Source organism: Viridibacillus sp. FSL R5-0888 (assembly GCF_038009105.1).
Lineage (GTDB): Bacteria > Bacillota > Bacilli > Bacillales_A > Planococcaceae > Viridibacillus > Viridibacillus arenosi.
Genome location: NZ_JBBPAU010000001.1, coordinates 3810468 through 3833554 on the forward strand (window position 1 = coordinate 3810468; position 23087 = coordinate 3833554).

18 protein-coding genes are annotated in these 23087 nt (G+C 37.1%); 5 read left to right on the forward strand and 13 right to left on the reverse strand.

The genetic code is table 11. The annotated features are described in order from the left end of the window. Window positions 1-10 precede the first annotated feature (10 nt). The 3 genes from MKY02_RS18885 to MKY02_RS18895 all read right to left on the reverse strand — a co-directional run bounded on the left by MKY02_RS18885 (window position 11) and on the right by MKY02_RS18895 (window position 5267). Window positions 11-820: an ABC transporter permease gene (locus MKY02_RS18885; RefSeq protein WP_038179939.1), complete on the reverse strand. Its 810-nt coding sequence runs from the start codon at window positions 818-820 to the stop codon at window positions 11-13. A 959-nt stretch (window positions 821-1779) separates the two neighbouring features. Further along, window positions 1780-2958: a CDP-glycerol glycerophosphotransferase family protein gene (locus tag MKY02_RS18890; RefSeq protein WP_038179947.1), complete on the reverse strand. Its 1179-nt coding sequence runs from the start codon at window positions 2956-2958 to the stop codon at window positions 1780-1782. A 176-nt stretch (window positions 2959-3134) separates the two neighbouring features. Beyond that, window positions 3135-5267, reverse strand: coding sequence for a bifunctional glycosyltransferase/CDP-glycerol:glycerophosphate glycerophosphotransferase (locus MKY02_RS18895; protein ID WP_038179950.1), 2133 nt, complete (start codon window positions 5265-5267; stop codon window positions 3135-3137). A 351-nt stretch (window positions 5268-5618) separates the two neighbouring features. Here MKY02_RS18895 and MKY02_RS18900 point away from each other — a divergent pair, with 351 nt between their 5' ends. Then, complete coding sequence (locus MKY02_RS18900; RefSeq protein ID WP_340711616.1) at window positions 5619-6776, forward strand: CDP-glycerol glycerophosphotransferase family protein; 1158 nt, start codon at window positions 5619-5621, stop codon at window positions 6774-6776. A gap of 157 nt (window positions 6777-6933) precedes the next feature. Continuing rightward, window positions 6934-7332, forward strand: coding sequence for a glycerol-3-phosphate cytidylyltransferase (gene tagD / locus MKY02_RS18905; protein WP_038179955.1), 399 nt, complete (start codon window positions 6934-6936; stop codon window positions 7330-7332). Window positions 7333-7431: 99 nt separating this feature from the next. On the opposite strand, the gene MKY02_RS18910 is transcribed toward tagD, so the two are convergent. From MKY02_RS18910 to MKY02_RS18950, 9 genes are all read right to left on the reverse strand, one after another. Beyond that, complete coding sequence (locus tag MKY02_RS18910; protein WP_340711617.1) at window positions 7432-8961, reverse strand: glycosyltransferase; 1530 nt, start codon at window positions 8959-8961, stop codon at window positions 7432-7434. 160 nt (window positions 8962-9121) lie between these two features. Next, window positions 9122-10276, reverse strand: coding sequence for an aminotransferase class I/II-fold pyridoxal phosphate-dependent enzyme (locus MKY02_RS18915; RefSeq protein WP_340711618.1), 1155 nt, complete (start codon window positions 10274-10276; stop codon window positions 9122-9124). A gap of 616 nt (window positions 10277-10892) precedes the next feature. Beyond that, entirely contained in the window at window positions 10893-11783 is an 891-nt protein-coding gene (locus MKY02_RS18920) for a nuclease-related domain-containing protein (protein WP_340711619.1), read from the reverse strand. A gap of 203 nt (window positions 11784-11986) precedes the next feature. Beyond that, window positions 11987-12715 (reverse strand): amino acid ABC transporter ATP-binding protein, encoded by a 729-nt coding sequence (locus MKY02_RS18925; RefSeq protein ID WP_038179967.1) that lies wholly within the window; start codon window positions 12713-12715, stop codon window positions 11987-11989. Window positions 12716-12732: 17 nt separating this feature from the next. Beyond that, a complete protein-coding gene (locus MKY02_RS18930) occupies window positions 12733-13395 on the reverse strand; it encodes an amino acid ABC transporter permease (protein WP_038179971.1) in 663 nt (220 codons plus the stop codon). A 140-nt stretch (window positions 13396-13535) separates the two neighbouring features. Next, on the reverse strand, window positions 13536-14366 hold the full coding sequence (locus MKY02_RS18935) for a transporter substrate-binding domain-containing protein (protein ID WP_038179975.1): 831 nt from the start codon (window positions 14364-14366) through the stop codon (window positions 13536-13538). Between the two features lie 476 nt (window positions 14367-14842). Continuing rightward, window positions 14843-15682: a flagellin N-terminal helical domain-containing protein gene (locus MKY02_RS18940; protein WP_038179977.1), complete on the reverse strand. Its 840-nt coding sequence runs from the start codon at window positions 15680-15682 to the stop codon at window positions 14843-14845. A 354-nt stretch (window positions 15683-16036) separates the two neighbouring features. After that, window positions 16037-16489, reverse strand: a complete 453-nt coding sequence (locus MKY02_RS18945) for an IDEAL domain-containing protein (protein WP_038179980.1) — start codon at window positions 16487-16489, stop codon at window positions 16037-16039. A 109-nt stretch (window positions 16490-16598) separates the two neighbouring features. Continuing rightward, window positions 16599-16937, reverse strand: coding sequence for a hypothetical protein (locus MKY02_RS18950; protein ID WP_038179982.1), 339 nt, complete (start codon window positions 16935-16937; stop codon window positions 16599-16601). A 328-nt stretch (window positions 16938-17265) separates the two neighbouring features. Between MKY02_RS18950 and MKY02_RS18955 the strand changes: the two genes are divergently transcribed. Together MKY02_RS18955 and MKY02_RS18960 are read left to right on the forward strand one after the other, a co-directional pair. Then, complete coding sequence (locus MKY02_RS18955) at window positions 17266-18837, forward strand: hypothetical protein (protein WP_038179983.1); 1572 nt, start codon at window positions 17266-17268, stop codon at window positions 18835-18837. Next, a complete protein-coding gene (locus tag MKY02_RS18960; RefSeq protein WP_179078264.1) occupies window positions 18834-21611 on the forward strand; it encodes a DEAD/DEAH box helicase in 2778 nt (925 codons plus the stop codon). The genes MKY02_RS18955 and MKY02_RS18960 overlap by 4 nt, the downstream gene beginning before the upstream one ends. Window positions 21612-21909: 298 nt before the next feature. Here MKY02_RS18960 and MKY02_RS18965 read toward each other — a convergent pair whose 3' ends face one another. Next, the gene (locus tag MKY02_RS18965; RefSeq protein ID WP_076034294.1) at window positions 21910-22356 is read right to left on the reverse strand and encodes a single-stranded DNA-binding protein; all 447 of its coding nucleotides are present in this window, start codon (window positions 22354-22356) and stop codon (window positions 21910-21912) included. 261 nt (window positions 22357-22617) lie between these two features. Here MKY02_RS18965 and MKY02_RS18970 point away from each other — a divergent pair, with 261 nt between their 5' ends. Beyond that, the gene (locus MKY02_RS18970; protein ID WP_038179985.1) at window positions 22618-23040 is read left to right on the forward strand and encodes a YwpF family protein; all 423 of its coding nucleotides are present in this window, start codon (window positions 22618-22620) and stop codon (window positions 23038-23040) included. Window positions 23041-23087: the final 47 nt, after the last annotated feature.

Sequence of the window (23087 nt, forward strand, 5' to 3'; positions counted from 1 at the left end):
CATGTTACTTTTAGATAAAGTCAGAGAAACGGTTTCTGAATTTAAAGTGTGCTGATGAACCAATTATCAATAGTACGAGAATAAGTCCCCAGTTATATAGCGTTAGTTGCCAGTGTGTAACTACAAACCATTCGTTATACAGTAGTGATGCGCGATATCCATTTGCTAAATAATAGAATGGATTTAGTGTCAATAAACCTTGTACCCATTCAGGGAAATTCTGACTTCGGTCCCATAGGATTGGTGATAAGAAGAACATCCCTTGTAAAACGGATTGAATCAGCATCTGTACATCACGTACTACGACTGTCAATGTTGAAGTTAATAGTGTAATACTAAATGCAAAAATATAACTCATCGCTAGGAAATAAATAAGCTGTATATAATAAATACTCGGGGCGTAACCCTTTATCCAAAAGACGACCATAATGCCGCCCACTAATGCTAGATGACCGTAAAACTTCCCAGTTATAATGTAGCTTGGTAGTACGGATAACGGGAAGTTCATCTTGGCGACCATGGAATACTTTTGATATATCGCTTTTGAACCATTTAATATAGCTTTGTTGATAAAGAACCACATTGAGATCCCCGCAAGCATCCAGTAGACATAGGGTACCCCATCCAATTCTGATTTTCCACGGAGTCCAACTCCGAAGACAACATAGTACATAGCCATTTGAATTGCCGGGTTAAGTACTTCCCAGATGAATCCTAGATAGTTGTTCTGATTATCAATTTTTAGTTGGAATTTTGCTAGTCTCTGTACCATATAAAAAGACGATATTTGTTCTTTAATGATATTAATAAATGCTTTCATATTGTTTTTTCCTCAATTCCTCGAATTTCATTAAGGGATGTTTTTGTCGCATTGTTTCGTATAAATGATAGCTTAATTGTAGAATGATTGGTTATCATGACGCTATTGTTTTCGAAAAGATGCATTTTCGCATTTTGGCGATATTATCTTCCATCATTTTGTAGCTCTGTTAAAAGTCTTGAAAGTGTATGATGACGGCATTTTATCACGCCAAATATTATATATATTACCATAAAAACATACACCATAGTATATCATATAATATCCTTTAATTCTGTTTTCAAAACGTAAAGATATGAGAGAAATTAACAGTTGTGTTGTTGGGGTGTGTAGATTTTGGTTTTTGGGGTGGATTTGGGGTTGATTGCGGGGGGGTTGGCGCTACTCGGGTGGGGTTTAGCGCTGCTCGGGCGGGATTTAGCGCTACTCGCTCGGACTTTGGCGCTGCTCGCGGTCTTTGGCGCTGCTCACTCGGGCTTTGGCGCTGCTCACTCGGGCTTTGGCGCTGCTCGCGCAGAATTTGGCGCTGCTCACTCGGGCTTTGGCGCTGCTCGGGCCGGCTTTGGTGCTGCTCACTCGGGCTTTGGCGCTACTCGCATGGGATTTAGCGCTACTCGGGCGGGCTTTGGCGCTACTCACGGTCTTTGGCGCTGCTCGGGCGGGCTTTGGCGCTGCTCACTCGGGCTTTGGCGCTACTCACGCAGAATTTAGCGCTACTCGGGCGGGCTTTGGCGCTGCTCGCGCAGGATTTAGCGCTACTCGCTCGGACTTTGGCGCTGCTCGCACAGAATTTAGCGCTACTCGCGGGCTTTGGCGCTACTCGCTCGGGTTTTGGCTCTACTCGCGCAGGATTTAGCGCTACTCGCGGCGGCTTTGGCGCTGCTCAGGTTCTTTTTTGCCAAATGAAAAAAGCGAGGAGAAAATATTGTATTTTCTCCTCGCTTTTTATTTGTTTGGTGTTATTTTTTGAATACTTCTTTGACTACGCGTTCTGAGGCTTTGCCGTCTTCCCATTCGCAGAAGCGTTCTGCGAAGCGGTCGAATTGTTCTTTTGAGTGGTGGCCTTCGGTTAGGGCACGACCGATTTCAGTAAATAGCTCGTCCTGTTCTTTGACGATTAGTCCTGGTGCATCTGCTTCGATGTCGATGTAGAAGCCACGTAAGCGGTCGCGGTAATCTTCAAGATCGTACATGTAGAAGATAATTGGGCGATCTAGGATAGCATAGTCAAAGAATACAGATGAGTAGTCAGTGATTAAAAGGTCGCTCACTAAGTATAAGTCTGCAATGTCATAGTAGTTGGAAACATCTTTGATGAAATCGCCGTACTGTGCAAAATCAAAGCTTTCTGATACTAAGTAGTGCATGCGAGCAAGTAGGACGAAATCGTCTCCGTATTGCTCTTTTAGTTTTTGAATGTCGAATTGGAATTCAAATTTGTATTTCCCTTTTTTGAAGAATTGGTCATCACGCCATGTTGGTGCGTATAGGACGATTTTCTTACCTTCAGGGATGTTTAATGACTTACGGATTTTCTCAATCTTGTTTGGATCTGTGTTTTGTAATGCATCATTTCGTGGATATCCTGACTCAATTACTTTGCCTTTAAAGTGGAATGCACGTGCTAAAATTTCTCCTGAGTATGCATTTGGAGCTATTAAGTAGTTCCAATTTTTTGACTCAGCAATAATGTTTTTACGATATTTGTTTGTTTTTGTGCCCGGCATATATACTTCTTCAATGTCCGTACCTAGTTTTTTCAGCGGTGTACCATGCCAAGTTTGTAGATACGCCGTTTCTTTCGGTCTTGGCATCCACTTTGGTAAGCGAACGTTATTGACCCAGTATTCGGCGCGCGGGAAATTCAGTAACCATCTTAATGAAAAGCGTCTCATGTACGGAACGCCCATTTCTTCAAATAGAGGTATGCTTTCCTTAGCTACACTCCAGATCAGTGTGTATTCTGGATTATTTTCTTTCATGTATTCATAAATGGCACGCGGATTATCGCTATAACGTTTTCCGTGGAAACTTTCAAATACGACTAAATTTTTCTTTCTAGGTGTTCTAGATAATAACCTGAATGTTTTTGTAATGAGCTTTTTAGTGTATTTACTTTTCTTTATCTTCTTTAACAACTGAATCCACTCTTTCTATTCAAATTTATATTCGTGTTTTTTAAGTTCATTTGGCCCATTTTATATTTTAGCATTAAGCATTACAAGAAAAAAACATTAAAGTTTTTATTTTTTGCTATAAAAAAAAAAGCGTTCTTCCCGCACATTGTACATCGGTAGAAACGCTTTTCATCAATTTAATGGTTCTTGAATACTTTTTTTACGATTTTCTCTGTTGCTTTTCCGGATTCCCAGCTACAAATTTTATCATAGAAAACGTCGTATTTTTCTTTATATTCAATTGTTACTTTATCAATATTAAGTACGGCATCAATGATTTCATCAGTTGTTTTGACTAGTGGCCCTGGTACTTCGTTTTCGATATCGATATAGAAGCCTCTCAGTTGATCACGATACTTTTCGAGATCATAAGTGTAGAACAGAATCGGTCTTCGTAAGTTCGAGTAATCAAAGAATACAGATGAGTAATCTGTAATAAGAATGTCTGAGATCAGATATAGTTCCGCGATGTCGTCATATTTGGACATATTATAGACAAAACCTTCGTAACCATTAATATTGAGATCATCTGCTATGAAGTAGTGCATTCTTAGTAAGATGACATATTCTTCACCAAATTTTTCTTGCATTTTTTGCAAATCGAATTTTAGATTAAACTTGTATTTTCCAGGTTCATAAAATTCGTCATCACGCCATGTAGGAGCGTAAAGAATGACTTTTTTATCTAACGGGATGTTTAATTTAGTTTTCATCTTCGTAATGTAATCTGAATTGTTGTTAATGTACAACGTATCATTACGTGGGTAGCCATCTTCCAGCATGACTTTATCAAATTTAAATGCGCTTTTGAAAATATCCGATGAGTACGAATTTGCTGCAATTAAATAATCCCATAATCGTGATTGCTCATAAAATTGTTGTTTGTATTTAGGATTGGCTGAATAGACTTCATCCATATCGAATACTAGTTTTTTCAGCGGTGTACCATGCCAAGTTTGTAAAAATACATTCCCTTCACGTTTTTGAAGGTGAAGTGGTTGACGCATGTTACTTACCCAATACTTTGCCGTTGCCATGTGATAGTAATACGCAAGGCTTAGACGCTTCACTTGCTTCGCATTTCCTGGAATATCATGGTTTGTTTCATTAAACGACCAGACAAATTCGTACTCTGGGTAGTGTTTAACCATATATTCATAAATATACTTCGGACTATCCGCGTAGTTTTTTCCAAGGAAACTTTCGAAAACTATTTTTTTCTCATTAAGAGGTCGTTTTTGGAGTATATCTTTATAAATTTGTCGAGTCAGTTTTGTTTTGCTTGTAAAATTTTGTTTTGATTCTCTTCCAAAATGGTGAATGCTAACTGCTCTTTTGTAACTTTTCAATTTGTGATTACGTAGTGCTTTCAGTTCACCACGAACTAATAAGTTTTGATTTTTATATTGCGCTGGAGAAACTTTTTCCATTGCAGTTGCTAGTTGTTCAAAGTTTCGATCGATTTGAGTTGCATCTCTCATTATTAGGATAAATTTTGAGCGATAAAAATGAATAAGTAATTTATCTAGGAGTTTTTGTTCTTTGTTATTTCCCTTTAGCTCTGCTTTAAGCTGATTATAAACTGTTAAGAAATCCTTTAATATCTTCTCTCTATCTTGCTGCATTAGCGATGGGTTAGTAATCGGATCATTTCGAAGGCGACGGAAATATACGCTTTCTTTTACTTGATAAATTACTGAACGATTTTTATATAAAGGCAGTAAGAATGCTATTTCGGTGTAACAATCTGTTTCTTCTGAGAAACGAAGATTGTATTTACGAATGATTTCCATAGAAAACAAACTATTGAGCACACTTAAATTTTGTAGCACTTTAAATACCTTGTTACGTTTTCTTATTGTCACTTCATGTTCATCAATATCGATATTGCTATCTTCTTTATTCGTTAGTTTCTTAGTGCGGCCCATAATATAAGTTTTGTTACCAAGACCTTGTACTAATTTATCAAGCGCATGTTCATTGATAAAATCGTCACTATCTACAAAATATACAAAATCCCCAGAAGCTTGTTCGATTCCAAGATTTCTTGCAAAACCTACACCTTTATTTTCAGTTAAATTGATACTATGGCAACGAGAATCTGCAGTTGTATACTGCTCAATAATCTCTGATGAATTATCTGTCGAGCCGTCGTTTACTATAATTATTTCTATATTTTTGTATACTTGGTTCGTTATAGATGTTAAACATTCTTCTAAAAATTCAGCTGTATTATATACAGTTACGATAATTGTTACTAATTTATCCATTCTTACACCTCTTTATTAAGTTCATGCATTATCATAAAATCATTAATTGTTATGTATTCTATATTCCTCTTAATGATGATTTTTGTAAATATTCCATCTTATTTTATTATTTTTTTGATTTATATGCCTCATCGATAATACCACAAGACAATATTAATCAGTATAATTATTCTTAAAATTTTCTTTGTTATATAACTATTATTTCAGTTATACTAATAGCAGTTATTGTATGTAATTCCTAAATTACAATACCTCTCACAATGTGGTAATTAAACATAAAATTGAATTTTTTTCGAATATTTCGATTTTTTTAGCGATTATCCAACGAAATGTAGAAAAATAGGTGAATGAATGTTAAAGGAATTTATAATATATATTTATTTGTCGGTAAATAGGTTGGTATTTGGGCTTTTTAAGTTTTTACCACAAAAGAGTAAAATCGTTTTTTTATGTGACTTTGGGGATAATGCGAAGTTTGTTATACGAGAGTTGCAATCACGCGGGTTTGAAGAGATTTATGTTCTGAAGACTAGCAAATGCAAAGATGATTTTTCTGATTTAGGCTTAAATGCTAAACATATAGTGGATTTTCGCGCATCCAATATTGGTGGCTATTTGAAAGGTTTATATCATTTGGCAACGGGTAGTAAGGTATTGATCGACAATTATTTTGCCATTTTAAGTGCAACGTCGTTTCGCGAGGGTGTCGAGTGTATACAGTTATGGCATGCAGCTGGCGCGATTAAGAAGTTTGCATTGCAAGATCCAAGTATCATGTTCCGTTCTCCTTCTGCTGTTAAGCGATTTGAGAAGGTTTATGGACGGATGACGAAAGTAATCATTGGCTCTGATGAGATGGTACCGATTTTCATGTCAGCATTTGGCATGCGCAAAGATCAATTTTTGCGTTTTGGGATTCCACGTACTGACTTTTACTTTCGACAAAAAGAAGAAGTTAATGCTCGTAGTGAAATTCTCGAGTTGTATCCTCAATTAGCTGGGAAAAAGGTAATTTTATATGCACCAACTTTCCGCGATCAGCAACTGTTAGAACAGAAGATTCCTTTGAATTTTGTAGAAATCATGGATTCACTTGGAGAAGATTTTGCAATGGTGATCAAGTTACACCCTGCTGTGGCTCATAATGCTGAGTTGATTGCTCATCCTGCAATTGTTTCCGTTGCAAATGATGTACCTGTTTCCAAATTACTGTTTGTAACGGATTATTTAATCAGTGATTATTCTTCGATTCCATTTGAATTTGCACTACTTGGAAAACCGCAGATTTTTTATCCTTATGATTTAGAAGCATATGAGATGGAGCGAGGTTTTTGGAAGGGTTATGAACAGTTAGTTCCCGGTCCGGTTGTTTCAAATGATGAAGAACTAGTTTATGTTCTGTTGCATCATGAATTTAATCAGGAGCAAATGGAGACTTTTTCTAAAGATTGGAATACCTATTCTGATGGGCATGCTAGTGAAAGATTGGCAGCGTATTTGATGGATTAGATAAATGGTCCAAAGCTTGATCTTGGGAACCTTGCATGAGTTCTCGGCGTTCCTTATTCTATTAAGACCTTTTATAGAGATTATCTACAGAAATGAATTTGGCATTTCTAGTTAAATATAATATAATACCATTTAGTATTATGTATGGAGGCACACTATGAAAAAAGTAATTACGTATGGTACATTTGATTTACTTCATGTGGGACATGTTAATATTCTTCGACGTGCAAAAGCTTTAGGCGATTACCTTGTTGTTGCTATTTCCTCTGATGAATTTAATGCTTTAAAAGGGAAAAAAGCTTACTATAGTTTTGAAGACCGTAAGACAATTCTTGAAGCAATCAAGTATGTAGACGAAGTAATACCGGAAGATAATTGGGAACAAAAAGTTCTAGACGTGAAAGAACATAATATCGACACATTTGTTATGGGCCACGACTGGGAAGGTAAATTCGATTTCCTAAATGATCATTGCGAAGTAATTTACTTACCTCGTACTGAAGGTATTTCTACAACTAAGATTAAAAAAGATTTAAATACCCAAGTATCTAAATAAGCGTTTCGCTTTAACTAACCACCTGCTCCTATATTGGAGAGGTGGTTTTTTATTTTGTTTAGAAATGACAAACAAAAAAAAGGTCGCCTAAGCGACCTTTTAATCTTGTGATGTGACTTTATTCAAAAGACTGTTCCATAATTCGTATTGAAGTTCAGGAGAGTATTTCTTTTGTGCGGTACGGTATGCATTTTCTCCCATTCTTTTTGCCTCGTCTTCATTTTCTAGCATGTAGATGATCTTTTCTGCTAATTGCTCACGATCCTTATTTGGAACAGCATAACCATTCTGTCCAGCTGGTTCAAATTCGTCTATATAGTAGTTGTTGTCGTATAAAATGACCGGTGTTTTATTAGCAAATGATTCTAACGCTATTAAGCTAAAGCCTTCGTATTTTGATGTTAGGACTGTTACGGTAGCTTTTGCTAATACTTCGTCTACTTTGTTTGTGTAGCCTTTTAATTCGACATTTTTTCTCAATTTTAATTTCCGAATAAGCGATGTTAGCGCACGTTTTCTAGGCCCTGCACCGTAAATGTGAAGTTTAGCATCAGGAACGTCTTGAATAACTTTAGCAAATGCACGAACAGCTTCACCAATTGCTTTACCTTCATCTAATCTTGCTACAACTGTAACAAGAAGTGGATCTTTTTTAGTCATATCCACATTATTCACTTCGATTGTATTTGGAATGACATAAATGTTGTCGTGATCACCAAATTGCTTGATGATATCCTCTTTTTGCTTTTCTGTTAGGACAATAATAGGGTCGCCATTCTCTAAATTTTCTAGCATGCCTCTGTGATGTTCTTTGAGCTCACTACCGTAAGTGTAAGGTGCTTCAAAATGATTTGTATGAATAGTATAGATGTGGTGTGCCAAGCCGGATTCCATACTCCGAACTTTACTTGCTGTACCTGCTCCGTCGCAGATGATAATTGGCTTTTCAGGCTCGTTTTTGCATAATTCGTTAAACCAATTGACATGAAATTCTTTGTTATTAGCAAAACTTAAGACTTTTTTTGACTCGGGATGAAATAGATAAATTTTCTGTTGCTTCCCCGTTTTATGGTTGTACCATTTCGAAAGATAACAAAAGCCGTCTGGTGTATAGTGTAGCTCTTGGTTTAGCTCATTGTTAGACAAATGATAATAAAGCGTACGGTTAATATAACCATCGTTATGGAATTCTTCACGTTTAATGAGAATTTGTTCGGGTGTGTAATAGTCGATATATCTCAATTTTTGATGCTTGTCCCAAGCTTTGCATTTTACATATGTACCATTTTGGAAGTAGTGCGTTTGTTCTCCGCTATCTTCTACTTGATATCCGAGTTCAAATTTTTCGCTGGCTAGTCGGTAGCTTTCAATACTTTCAGCTGTTGGTTCACTTTTTGTGTAGCTTTTTTTATAGTAGTCATAAATGTTCGTGATTTTGACGTTTTCGGAAAGTCTGTCTTCTTTTTTTAATTTTAATTCTATTTCAGAATAATTATCTTTATAGTCTAGTGTGATTAGTTCAGTGCAATAATCAGCGTTATTTAATAAGCCTGCCCTCTTATACATGACACTATTAACGCCATATTTATCTACGTCAATGTCCCAAACGACCATGAATATTTTTTTCATTATTTCACTACTTTCTTTTTGGGTGTGTTTGTTAAGGTCTACTATACTCTGTTTTCAACTCTGAATTCAATTATTTTCAAGTTAGCCGTATATTTTGCATGACTCATGATAAATGCCAAGTGAGATAGTTTCACTTGGCATTTTGGGTATATTTTTTAATTTATAGTGTTTGAATAAAGGCTTCAATACGATCAAGGCCTTCTTTTAATGTTGCTGGTGCATACGCGTAAGTAATGCGAAGGTAGCCTTCACCATATGGAGTGAAAACAGATCCTGGGATAGCACCAACGCCTCCCTCTTTCATAAGACGGATTGCAAATTCTTGAGATGATAATCCAAACTTTTTGATAGATGGGAAAATGTAAAATGCACCATTTGGTTTTTGAACTTCAATACCCATTGCAACAAGGCGATCGAAAACATAATCACGACGGACAATATATTGTTTGTTCATCTCAGCTGGAATGTCTTTACAGTTTGTAAGTGCTTCGATAGCAGCATATTGGCTAGGAAGTGCAGCACATATTGCATTGTACGCGTGAATTTTCACGACTTCTGCCAAAAGCTTAGCAGATGACATAAGAAACCCTATACGCCAGCCTGTCATTGAGTGTGATTTTGATAAACCGTGAATTAAGAACAATTTATCTTTTAGCTCAGGATACGCACCGAATGAGCGATGTTCTCCTTCGAATGTGTTTTCACTATAGATTTCGTCTGAAATGATATAGACATCTTGTTTTGTTAGTACTTTTGCTAACGCGTCCATTTGTTCATGGGAGATTGTAGCTCCTGTTGGATTAGATGGGAAGTTAAATAGTACGGCTTTCGTTTTAGGTGTGATTAGTTGTTCTAGACGTTCCGCTGAAGGTTGGAAGTTTGTATCTGTCGTATCTAAGTAAACTACTTTTGCACCGCAAAATTGGATAATTGGTTCGTATCCTGAGTAAATTGGTGCTGGGAGGATGATTTCATCCCCTTCTTCGAAGATTGTACGGAATACAGAATCAATAGCCTGACTTGCTCCGTTTGTGACGATAATTTCGTCTACAGCATTATAATGGCAATCATATTTTTCTTTAAAGAACGCTACAGCCGCTTCTCGAAGTTCGATGAGACCAGCGTTATGAGAGTATGTTGTAAGGTTTTGTTCGATTGAACGGATACCTGCTTGTTTGATTGATTCAGGAGTTGGGAAGTCTGGTTGGCCAATCGTTAAGTTGATGGCATCAGGGTAGTTGATCAGTTGATTTGCGAATTGGCGTATACCAGGTAAACCACCCTTTAGAGCTTTCGGGTTAAGGGATAAAGACATTTGGTGTTCCTTCTTTCATTTGATTAGCATTTTTGTTTCTTGCTATTTATTATACCCTCATATTCTGAAAACTTAAATATTTTATTTCATATTTTGGAGAGTTTTTGATTTTATGGTGAGTTTGCTCGGGTGGGGCTTGGCGATGCTCCCTTCGGCTTTAGCGCTTTTTTCTGGATTTAGCGTTGCTCGCTCTGGCTTTGGCTCTACTCGCTCAGGGTTTAGCGCTTCTCACTCTGGCTTTGGCTCTACTCGCTGGCTTTAGCGCTACTCACTTCAGCTTTGGCTCTACTCGGCCAGGCTTTGGCGCTGCTCGCTCCGGCTTTGGCTCTACTCGCTGGCTTTAGCGCTTCTCACTTCGGCTTTGGCTCTACTCGCTCAGCATTTGGCGCTTCTCATTCTGGCTTTGGCTCTACTCACTTCAGCTTTGGCTCTACTCGCTCAGCATTTAGCGCTTCTCACTCCGGCTTTGGCTCTACTCACTGGCTTTAGCGCTTCTCACTTCAGCTTTGGCTCTACTCACTTCAGCTTTGGCTCTACTCGCTCAACATTTGGCGCTTCTCACTCCGGCTTTGGCTTTACTCAAAATCTATCTTTATTTAAAAACTATTCTTGATTGTTACTTAGGCAGATTTTCTTTAAACAATGGCTTTCTATAATCATAGTGGTATGTTCGTGATCTAGTATGGCCGATGGGGGTTAGGGTCATTTGTTTTAGTAGTTTTGTTATTCGGTTTTTGTTGTTAATTTGTAGGTATTGACTACATTCTTTATGGGTTATGGTTGATTTGAAGAGCCAGAACCAGTCTAGCATTGCTAGTTTGATTGCGTTGTCGATATTTTCCCCACAGGTTTGGCATGTCCATGTACGTTGGGAGTAACGTCTGCCTTGTCCCCCACAGCAACAGATGATGCCAGTTTTAAGTTGTTCTAAAGGAATACTGTGTTTTTTTGTTAATGGAAAGACGTTGTATGGTATGTTGCTATTTTTTATTTTATTAATAATATGTTGAAATTGATTTGTTGTGATAATGGCTGGGTATTTATTTAATTCCTGTAGATATAGTGATACTTCTTTTGGTCCTAGTAATTTAATTTGTTTTGGTGGGATCTCGATGTGTGTGCGTTTGTTTGGCAATACGATTGCTTTGAAAATTGGTAATTGCATGCCGACTTCGTGTTGCAACCAGTATTCTAAACTGTCGACTGTTCGTAAAATTTGTTGTTGAGGACATACGTATGTTGTGTTGGTGCCATCAATTGATTGGATTAGTTGGTAGGGGTTTTCTAAGAATTTTAATGTTCCTCTTAGATGTTTTACTTCAAGAATGCAAATATAGCTTGGTGTGATTATTAATGAATCGATTTGAATGAGTCTGTTTGGGGATGCTTGAATTTCAACATTTGGGAGAGTTTGAAATGGGAGAGTAAAATGCGTTTCTTGAATTAATTGATCGACTCTACATTCTCCATTGTATCCTGCTTGAATGTTGATCAATTCTTTTTGCAATTCAATGTTTTTTGAGAATGTTGGGGAGAGCCTCATTAGTAGTCTTGGATATGCTGACAATATTATTGGTTTTGGTCTTGGTTCGAAAATTATTATTACTCCTTTCCATCATAATTTTACATACTATTATATCTTTTTTTGTAATTTATTACAATTATATAATGAGCACAAAAAAGCCAGCTGCTTATGCGGCTGGCTCTTTTTTAGTGATTTAAGACAACAGATAGGAAGTCTTGTGCACGTTTTGAGTCTGGATTTGTGAAGAATTTTTCTGGTGGTGCGACTTCGACGATTTTACCATCGGCCATGAAGACAATTTGGTCGCAGATTTCTTTAGCGAAGCCCATTTCATGGGTAACGACTACCATTGTCATGCCGTCGTTCGCAAGCTTACGGATGGCGTCGAGTACTTCTTTAACCATTTCTGGGTCTAGGGCTGATGTTGGTTCGTCAAAAAGCATGACTTGAGGATCCATTGCAAGCGCGCGTGCGATCGCTACACGTTGTTGTTGACCACCCGATAGGCGCCCTGGATATGCATCGAATTTGTCACCTAAACCTAGAGATGTCAGTAGTTCTTTGCCTCGTTTTTCTGCCTCAGCTTTCGATAGACCTTTTACTTTAATTGGGGCGATTGTGACATTTTCAAGTGCTGATAAGAACGGATATAGGTTAAAGCTTTGGAATACGAAGCCGATGTTCGTGCGAGCTTTGTTAATATCCGTTTTTTTGTCATGAATAGAAATACCGTCCACGACTATTTCACCCTTGTCGATTTCTTCTAGTGCATTTATGGTACGGATTAGAGTTGATTTACCTGCTCCACTCGGTCCGATTAGTGCGACAACATTTGATTTTGGTACTTCTAGGTCTATGTCAGTTAATACATGATGATTACCGAAACTTTTATTAACATTTTTGATAGAAATCATAATTCGCATTCCCCTTCTTATTGTTCATTTTTCAGCATACGTTTTTCGATTTGACGAATGATTAAAGATAAGCTGAATGTCATGATGAAATAAACGAGCGCAACGAATGTCCAAATTTCTATATAACGGAATGATGTTGCTGCTAAATTTTTTGCTTTTAACGTTAAATCTACACCTGCGATAACCGAAATTAACGATGAATCTTTGATAAGAATGATAAATTGTGATGCCATTGGCGGTAAGATTCTTCTGAATGCTTGAGGTAATATGATGTAGCGCATTGCTTGGAAATTTGACATACCTGCTGAACGCGCTGCTTCCATTTGACCTTTAGGAACAGCTTGGATACCAGAGCGAACAATTTCTGCAAGGAATGCCCCTGAGAATGTTGCTAGACCAACGATTGAACCCCAATAAGATCCTAATGAGAAAAATTGACCTAATCCGAAGTAAATCCACATTAACAATACTAGTAATGGTACGCCACGCATGATTTCTACGTAAGCACTTGATATAAATCGAATAATAGGGTTACCTGAAATACGCCCGATTCCGAAAATGACTCCTAATGGAATACTTAATAATAGTGAGATCGCTGAAATTTCTAATGTTAGTAAGGCGCCTTGGATAAAGACGTCCATATTATTTGGAATGACGCTCCAGTCTAGTTGAATGTCCATGTAAATGTCCTCCTCGATCATTTCTGTGATCGGTTTTTATTCGATGAAAGACTACAACGACGTCAGCAAACATAGTGGAGTAGTCCTCCCTTTATGTTTAGCTACGCCGTTTGTAATGTTTCAAAGTACAGCTTGTTCTATTATTCTTTAACTGTTTTTAACCAATCGCTATTTTCGAACCATTTTGCACGTGATTGTAATTCAGCCGGGCTATCGATATATGAGTGTAAAAATGAGTTTAACCATTGTACTGATTCGAAATCATTCTTCTGTACTGCAAGACCTAAGTTATCTGCAGAGATGACACCTTCAAGTTTCTTCACTTTTCCTACATGTTGTAGGTTGTAAACTTGGATAGCTGGTTCGTCATAGATTACTGCATCAACTTGTCCAGATTGTAGTGCTAATGCTGCTGCTGGGAAGTCTTCATAATCTTTAATTTCTGCATTTTTGAACATGTCTTTTGAAATTAATGAACCTGTTGTTGCAATTTGAGCTGCAATTTTAGTGCCTTTTTTATCTAGGTCTTCATATGATTTTATAGTGTTGTTTTTTGATTGAAGCATGATACCTTGTCCTGTTTTGTAGTAAGGATTTGCAAAACTGACTGCTAATGCACGTTCACCTGTGATAGACATACCTGCGAAGATCATGTCGATTTCACCCGTTTGTAGAGCCGGAACCAGTCCGTCAAATCCGTATTGTTTTACTTCTAATTTAACACCTAAGTTATCTGCAATTGCTTGTGCAACATCGATATCATAACCGATGAATTTTCCTTTTGAATCTACCATTTCAAACGGGAAGTAACCAGGGTTTGTACCAATTACTAGTTTTTTTGCTTTGATTACTTTTTGGATAGTTGAGTTACTATTGCTCTTTCCTGCAGATGAATTTGAATCTCCACCATTGCCGCATCCAGCAACTACTAGCATGGTAATCATTAATAATGCCGCTAACCATTTCTTCATAATATATACCTCACTTCATTTAATTTTTAGAATAAGTTGATAAATTGAAGTATAGTTTATTTTTATTCATATGTCTACATAAAAATTAATATATTATAAGTTTTTCAGAGATTTTATACATATATTAATAGGTTTTTCGTGTTTTTATTCATTTTTATGCAAAGTGTATGTATATTAATTTATACAATAATTACTGGGGATTGTGATAACTTTGACGCTGCTGGAGGTGTTTTAGCGCTACTCGGGCTTCCTTTAGCGTTACTCGACTCCCTTTGGCTCTACTCACGCTTCATTTATCACTACTCGAGCTCTCTTTAGCGCTACTCGAGCCACTTTTGGCCCTACTCAGGCTTTCTTTGGCGCTACTCGACTCCCTTTGGCTCTATTCACGACTCCTTTTGCGCTACTCAAGACTCCTCTATCACTACTCACCGCCATTCTCCCTAAAATAAAAAAGCCCGCTGTTTTGGCGGGCTTTAGCGTTTTGGATTTGGTGGGCGTAGAAGCTCTAAGATGGATTGGGCTCGTTGGTTGTGTAGGCTTAAGGCATATTGGGCTGCTTGTTGAAGTATGTTAGCTTTGACAAAGTTCATCATTTCTTTGGCCATGTCTGTATCACGGATGCGGGATTCGGCAGCGGTTAAGTTCTCTGCCATGTTGACTGAGTTGTTGTAGGCATGTTCGAGACGATTTTGGTAAGCTCCTAGGCGCGAGCGTTCGCTGGAGACTTTATTGATAGCTGCGTCAAGTTTTGAGAGGGCTGATTCGGCATTCTCTCTGGTATCAATAGATAGTCCGTCGATGTCGAGGCTTGCGCCGCTCATATCATTAATGGATACGTCGATCGTCTGACCTGCGTTTGCACCTGCTTGAATTTTCAAAGGATCTTTTGATGCACTGCCGTTGAGAAGTTTTTTTGTATTGAATTCGGTGTCTGTTGATGTTCTTGTAATTTCTTTTTTTAGTTCTTGGAATTCTAGGTTTAGTTGACGACGATCTTCGTCAGTTAATGTATCATTTGATGCTTGAGTCGAGAGTTCTCGCATACGCTGAAGCATGGCATGTGTTTCATTGAGTGCCCCTTCAGCTGTTTGGATCATTCCGATACCGTCTTGAATATTCTTGCTGGCCATATTGAGTCCCCGAATTTGTGCACGCATTTTCTCTGAAATGGCTAGCCCTGCAGGATCGTCACCAGCTCGGTTAATACGATAGCCCGTTGAGAGGCGTTCTAGTGCTTTACTCGCCATATTCCAGTTGTTATTCATACTTTTTAATATAGAGAGTCCTTGTGAATACCAATCTCCTATCCTCATACCCTCAGTCCTTTTGTGTTTTTCATTTATATCGGCCTTTACATTAATTCCTTTATTAGGAAAATCATATTCTAGTTCATGTGTTTAAAGTTTAAGTGATTTGTCAAAGCTTTATATAAATATTCTCGGTATTCATCGAAAGGGGCTATATTGAAATGGAATCAAAAAAAAATGTAAAATTGGATTTCTATGATTTTGTAATTAATGCATTTGGAGTTTTTATAGCACTTTTAATTATTTTTGTATATGTGTTAACACATTGAGGGCATGTTAAAAGCACCTATCGTTTTATAAATGATAGGTGCTTTCTATGTGGTTTGGTTATTCAATTGAAAATCCTCCGTTAGTACGATGCTATAGTTTGTTTGTTAGTGTGAAAAATAGATGCTCATCTCGAACCGCGAGTGCTTGATCGATAAGGCGAAGTTTGTTGTTCTTTTCAAGTTGAGTGATTAGGTCTACTACTTCCTTGTTTGTACTAATGAATTGCACTGTTTTGCCTTTTTCCTTCCCCAGCTCTAAGGAGTCATAAATTAGTTGCAGATGATCATGGATGTTAGATATAGTTAGCAATTGATACAACGGTAAGCGTATGAAACGACTACCTTTTTGGAAAACAAATACTTCAGATAAGTTTTCAATTTGTAGATTATTGAGATTGATAATGATTTCCTTGCCCTCTACTGGGACAAAATGATATAGCTCATCTTCTTTTGTAATGGAAAAATATTGATAAGCAAATACTAGCTTTAGTCGATTACCCTCTTTCTTAGTATAAAAAGGTTCCATTCTTCGTACATGTAACATGCAAGTCACTCCTTTTTATAGAATTTTCAGATTATTTATATGGTACCATTATATGCTCATTTAGTGCAGATAAAAAGCAAAAGAACAAATTTCTTTTGCTTTCTAGAATTTATCTCTTTTTCTTCCTTCCATATGTAAAAAAATAAAAAGTATTCGGCTCAGCGATTACATAAATAGTGGTTAATAAAGCTTTTAAATTTTCCTCGCTTTGCTCGTATGGCATTCTTCGTTGATGTAAAAAAATATGATTCCGGGTTAAGTCTACACTGACTGTATCGAAAAAGTGATTATCAATATAAACGTCGTGGCGTTCTTCATAACTTCCCTCAGAAGAAATGATGACCTTTTTGGAACGGTTTTTAGGCGCATAAACTAAATACCATTTAAAGGATTTAACTGAATGTATGGATGATCTAAAATCAGGAATTCGAATCATATAGCGTGCCAATCAATCACCACCCTAATATTATTATTTATTCCAATATTTAGTTATATACATTCTCACATTATTCTCTTAAGAATTCAATAACATAATGAAAAAGTACCCTGTTTTATTGATTTTCTTCATGTTTTAGATGTGCTTTTGTAATAAAATCAGACTTTCTTCACTATTTATCAATTCATACTGTATGCTTATAGCCGCTTATTTTCAGTAAAAATAATATTATTCTTGTTTGATTGCAAATATAATAAAATAAAGACTGTCCTTATGCATTTACGGATGACCTGAAATAGCCGTATAATGAAAGGAACGACTTTTTTCAGGAGCGGAATGTATGAATACAAATATTTCAGAAATTGCCAAAAAGTATGAAGATGCTATTCGCAATAATATGGCTGCAATTGAATTAGAGCTGAATTCATCAGTTCCCGAGGATGAAGAGCTTGTCAGAAGAGCAGCTTTTTTAGCACGCCATAACTATGTGAAAATTTCTTCATATAGTGAAGTACTTAATATACTTCATTTTGTTGTGCAGGATGCTACTCCTGCTACGGCAACGTTATATATAAACGATGATTTATTTACATGTGATTGTCGTAATAAAAAATGGTGCCGCCATAAATTAGCGGCGATGTTCGTGTTATATCAATATGTTGATTCACTGTCTGGTTGGCTCGAGAATTTCCGTTCTCAGAAGTTAAATCAGCTTTCTTTATTTAAAGATGAGCGTACGCCTGAAAGTTGGCTAAAGCTTGTGGAGAATATTTATAAAGTAAATTTATATAATCAACAATCATTAAACCCTTATTTAATAGAGAGCATTTTCGCTGATATGCAGTCTCAGATTGCAAAACATACGCCTTTAGAACGTGAATGGCGCAGTTTATATCAATTATTTACGCATATGGCACTTCTATCTCATACTTGGAAGCACCTCCATCCAGCTAATGAGTCGGCGCGCTCCTATATGATCAATTTTATCGAGCAAGAGAGCCAGGCATTAAAAGATTATATTCGATTAACAGCTAGTAAATCTCGTCTTTTTGCGACGGATCCGTTTTATGATACATTGCAACAAATGACGCATTATTTCCTTGTAAAACAGGAAGGTTATTTTGAAGAGCGATTGTACATTTATACATTGTTTTGGGAGTCTATGTTTAATGAGAAAAAACGACGTGAGCTTGAACTTGATATGCTTCGTGCAGAAAAAGACTTTTCGAGTGATGTAAATATAGAAAGCATCCGAGCTATGTTCTTCCTTATGCTTAAAAAGTATGATGATTTACAACAATCATTGACACAGATTAAAGTCGATGAGTTATTAGTATGGCTCGATCTAGCTCATTTTGCGGACCGTAACGAAGATTCAGAAGCGCTACAAATGATTTTGCGTTCTATGCTTCCACTGTTAGATGAATTCATCAATAGTTGGTTAGCAACGAGGTATCGTTCAAATTTCGTCAATACTTTCAATCGTCTTTGTTCAAAAATAGATTTAACTGATGAAGAGGCAGAGTTACTCTTTACAGCTTCCGGTATGTATGGCATGCAACCTTTTTCACATTATTTAATTGAAAAGGAACGTTATTTGGAATGGGCTGCTCTGCATCATCGCTTCCCTTCTTCACTAGCTTATTTGGAGTTATGTGGTGTGAAGGATGTGTTGGAGTATAAACCTGAAGTTCTACTTCCTCTGTATCATGCACTTGCATTAGAAGAAGTTTCTCAAAAATCGAGACAGCATTATAAACAAGCAGTCCGAGTTTGGAAAAAAATGAAAGCTGCAGCGAAGAAAAGTGCAAAAAACGAATATTGGAATCAATATGTCGAAACACTTCGCCAACAATATAAACGATTACGAGCTTTACAAGAAGAAATCGAGAAAGGAAACCTGAAGCTATGACAACTATTTCAAACGTGCCATCTACTTTCATGAAATCCATCACGCTTGGCATTCAAACCGAGTCCAATCAATCGTTCACGTTGCAAGCTTTTAAATCCGATGGACAACCAATGTATACACATGAATGGCTTCCTTTTCTCTTCTTCCACTACGAGGCTACTTTTTATGGTTTAACGGCTAATCATTCGGAGGAATTTGTTACGTTAACTCCCCTTGAAATGGTTGAATTATTTTCTCAAAAAGAGCAACATCCTTTTGTTCAATACGAAGGTATCGACATGGCATCAGCCAAGTGGCTGACTGCGGCAAATGAAGCCTCTAGCTTCTGGTATTCTCCTCGTCTATGGGATTCTATTTCACTTGACGAAGAACAACAAAAGTTGGATCTAAAGGTTCCATTAGATGAAACAGCTGCAAATTTACTAGAAAATGCATTAATGCAAAAAATGGTGGAGGCTGGTTTGCTTTTTTCAGATTTACCGCCATTATTACCATTCTTCCGAAATGGTGGATGGCCAATTACAACCAAAAATGTTCATGATGAAATTTTCGTTGCATTGAGGTTGCGTGAACCAGAGGAATTGTCTGAGGATTGGTTATTAGAGACCGTTATTCGTGGGAAAAAAAGTGCGACTTATTGGGCTCCACCTATGCGCAAGCGCGCTTTGAAAATCGAAAACGCGCTGCCTGATAAGTGGAAGCAACATGCTGACGGAATAGAAAAGCTACAAGGTCAAATGTCTAATTTATTGCATATGCATGATTACATGGATAATGCTGATACCAGTTTATTCTTGTCATTAACTTTATCGGATGCAGATGTTAGACAGTTTTTACGTGCAGATTTTATCCGTCTACAAGCACTAGGATTTGAAATTATTTTACCAGCTTGGTTAAAAGACATAAAAGATTCTCGTGTGAAAGTACGAGCTAGTGCTAGCACTGCTTCAAATTATAAATCAGCTGCTGGTTTACAAGAGATTCTAACGTTTAATTGGAAATTATCCTTAAACGGTCAAGAACTAACCATGGAGCAATTTCAACAAATGGTCAATGATAATCGTGAATTTATACGTGCTGGTACAGAATGGGTACGGGTGGATGCGGCTTGGATGCAAGAGATCCGTAAACTAATGGATAAAGCTGAAAATGAAAATTGGACCGTTCGTGATCTGCTATTCCAGGAGTTGCCTGAAGAACTTGTTGTACCAGTGGAAGAGGATGAGGATGATTCTGCGGATGATCCATTCTTCCAATTTGAAATTCAGAAGTCATTGAAGGACTATGTGAAAAAGCTACAAGATAAAAAAGGTTTGCCATCTGTACCTGTATCAGACAAGCTACAGGCTTCTTTACGTCCTTATCAGCAGGAAGGTTATGAATGGCTGACATTCATGCGTGACCAGCAGTTTGGAGCTTGTTTGGCTGATGATATGGGACTTGGCAAAACAGTTCAGCTTATCTCTTATTTATGTCATGTCTATGAAGAAGAAAAGCCACCGACTCTAATTATTTGCCCAACTTCTGTTTTAGGCAACTGGCAAAAAGAACTTGAACGATTTGCCCCTTCTTTAGAGGTTTACTTACATTATGGCGCAGGTCGTTTGAAAGAAGAATCTTTAGTTAGTTACTTAAAAGAGCAATCCCCTCAAGTTGTGTTGACAACGTACGGAACTGTTACACAAGATGCAGATAGCCTTGAAAAGTTAAATTGGGCTTGTATTGCGCTTGATGAAGCTCAAAATATAAAAAATATGCAAACAAAGCAATCTAGAGCGATTCGTAAGTTGCATGGCGAGCATCATATTGCATTAACAGGGACACCTGTTGAAAACCGCTTGTCCGAACTATGGGCTATTTTCGACTTTATATACAAAGGTTACTTAGGAAGCATTCGTCGCTTCCAAGAAGATTATATCGCTCCGATTGAGCGTGATGATTCTGAAGCTCATAAGCAAAAATTACGAAAAAAAATTCAACCATTCCTATTACGTAGAACGAAGCAGGATCCTGCACTTATGCTGAACTTACCTGATAAACTTGAACAGCTTGAATACTGTCCATTAACACAAGAACAAGCTGTACTTTACGAGAGCTTTATCCAAGAAACTATGCATAAGCTCGAAACATTAACTGGCTTTGAACGTAAAGGTTTGATTTTGAAAATGCTTAGTAAGTTAAAGCAACTATGTAATCACCCCGCTCTGTATTTAAAAGAACCCTTTGATAATGCAGCCGATATGCTACCGCGTTCAGAAAAGTTAGATCGCCTTGTAACACTTGGATCTGAAATTGCCAGTAATAATGAACAATGCTTAATTTTCACTCAGTATATTGGTATGGGCCACTTACTACAACATTGTTTCTCCGAACTTTATGATATCGATGTGCCGTTTTTAACAGGTAGTATGCCTAAGCAACAACGTGATCATTTCGTTGAATCTTTCCAAAAAGGTGATTTCCCTATTTTCATCTTGTCTTTAAAAGCAGGTGGAACCGGACTAAACTTAACAGCAGCCAATCACGTTCTACATGCTGACCGCTGGTGGAATCCTGCGGTGGAAAACCAAGCGACAGACCGTGCATACCGTATTGGTCAAACTCAATTTGTACATGTTCATAAGTTCATCACGACAGGAACTATTGAAGAGAAAATCGATACACTATTAACTGAAAAACAAGCATTATCAGAGGATCTCATCCAATCAAGTCAGTGGATTACTGAACTAAAAGACGAAGAAATCCTTGATCTATTATCTTTCAATTTTAACTAAATGATTATCGATAAAATCCGGCTATCATGATAGCCGGATTTTTTTGATCTCTCCCGTTAGATCTTATTCACATACAATCGTTATTTCTACTTCTTACTTCCCCTACTCAGATAGACAAAATTTCAAGAAATGATTTATCATTACTTTTACTGCTTCATCCATGTTTGAGTCTAATTGCTTGGTCCGATGTTAATACCATAATCTATGAAACATTCTCCATGTAAAGTGGTAGATTATTTGGTAATTCTTTAAAGGAAATTATGTGCCTATTGGTGCGGTCTTCCAATAGCGATATGGATTAAACAATCGGTAATTTTTCTTTTTCAGTATTTGGCAGATGGAATTCTTTTGTGAATTCTGCTGCTACAGATGCTTGTTGTTTCGTTAGTCTTGCATCTGTAGCGACTTTTTCATGTATACCTTCCCTGTCTTTCAAAACGAGAAAACGGACGTCCTCTCCAATGACTTCCGTTATATAGATTCGTTTGCCATCCTCCTTTTGATAAGAGCGTGATTGTAAGCGGCCACTAACCCCTATTAGTGATCCTTTGCCACAATACTTCACAACATTATCAGCCAGCCTTCCCCATGCTGTACAGAAGACGAAATCAGCTTCTATTTCTCCGTTTTGATTTTTATAGTTTCGATTTACAGCTAGTATAAAGTTAGTTTGAACCCTCCCTTCTTGTAACTTTCGTAGTTCAGGATCCTTTGTAATCCTTCCTACTAAAGAAACTTGATTCAATGTATCACCTCCTTTTGCTTGAATGTAAGTCCATCATATTCGGGAAAGAATATTTGTGCAAAGTCTTAAAAATAGATTTTGGTCTATTTCTGATATGTATAATTAGCTTTTTTAACGTGTCAATTTAAGTTCTTTCCTGTAAACTGTTGTCTTATATAGGTTTTCTTTTTTAGATTGACTGTCCAAATGTTAAATTTGGAACATTTAGGAATATGTTATAATGGACATAATACATTACATAAAGGATGGTGGTTGGTTTTAGTGAAAACGTTTAAAATGCTCTCTTTGGAATTGTTACAGGATAATCAGTTAAAATCTTACCCTTTAATAGATGGCATCATTATCAATCAAGAGAATAGCCATAAATCATGGGTTTTGGAAATGTATATGGATCACCAATATAAAACTGTATTTGAACCTTATTTAGGAACCGACGAAATTTTAGAAGTGCGAGCAGTTATTTCTTATCCAGACAATGAACCAGCAGCCTTTAGGGTTGTAGTAAATGCTGTGAAGGAAATAGACAATCAAGTTTCCGTATTGCTGAAGGGAACACTTAAAACGATACGTCGGCAATATGCAGAGCAATTACTGTCTAAGTTAATTGAAGAAGGTCTTGAAGGTGAAGATCTTTTAACTCAATTTAAAACAGATATGAAAAATAGACCTCGATTAAGTCCTTAGTAAACGATAAAAACTCGGCATATTAATCTTATGCCGAGTTTTTTGAT

What these genes read in the sequence shown, in the direction of transcription:
- MKY02_RS18915 (WP_340711618.1), bottom strand. Translation starts at nt 10,276, where the DNA reads ATGTCTTTATCCCTTAACCCGAAAGCTCTAAAGGGTGGTTTACCTGGT.
- MKY02_RS18935 (WP_038179975.1), bottom strand. Translation starts at nt 14,366, where the DNA reads ATGAAGAAATGGTTAGCGGCATTATTAATGATTACCATGCTAGTAGTT.
- MKY02_RS18925 (WP_038179967.1), bottom strand. Translation starts at nt 12,715, where the DNA reads ATGATTTCTATCAAAAATGTTAATAAAAGTTTCGGTAATCATCATGTA.
- MKY02_RS18900 (WP_340711616.1), top strand. Translation starts at nt 5,619, where the DNA reads ATGTTAAAGGAATTTATAATATATATTTATTTGTCGGTAAATAGGTTG.
- MKY02_RS18940 (WP_038179977.1), bottom strand. Translation starts at nt 15,682, where the DNA reads ATGAGGATAGGAGATTGGTATTCACAAGGACTCTCTATATTAAAAAGT.
- MKY02_RS18895 (WP_038179950.1), bottom strand. Translation starts at nt 5,267, where the DNA reads ATGGATAAATTAGTAACAATTATCGTAACTGTATATAATACAGCTGAA.
- MKY02_RS18885 (WP_038179939.1), bottom strand. Translation starts at nt 820, where the DNA reads ATGAAAGCATTTATTAATATCATTAAAGAACAAATATCGTCTTTTTAT.
- MKY02_RS18945 (WP_038179980.1), bottom strand. Translation starts at nt 16,489, where the DNA reads ATGTTACATGTACGAAGAATGGAACCTTTTTATACTAAGAAAGAGGGT.
- MKY02_RS18955 (WP_038179983.1), top strand. Translation starts at nt 17,266, where the DNA reads ATGAATACAAATATTTCAGAAATTGCCAAAAAGTATGAAGATGCTATT.
- tagD (WP_038179955.1), top strand. Translation starts at nt 6,934, where the DNA reads ATGAAAAAAGTAATTACGTATGGTACATTTGATTTACTTCATGTGGGA.
- MKY02_RS18960 (WP_179078264.1), top strand. Translation starts at nt 18,834, where the DNA reads ATGACAACTATTTCAAACGTGCCATCTACTTTCATGAAATCCATCACG.
- MKY02_RS18930 (WP_038179971.1), bottom strand. Translation starts at nt 13,395, where the DNA reads ATGGACATTCAACTAGACTGGAGCGTCATTCCAAATAATATGGACGTC.
- MKY02_RS18910 (WP_340711617.1), bottom strand. Translation starts at nt 8,961, where the DNA reads ATGAAAAAAATATTCATGGTCGTTTGGGACATTGACGTAGATAAATAT.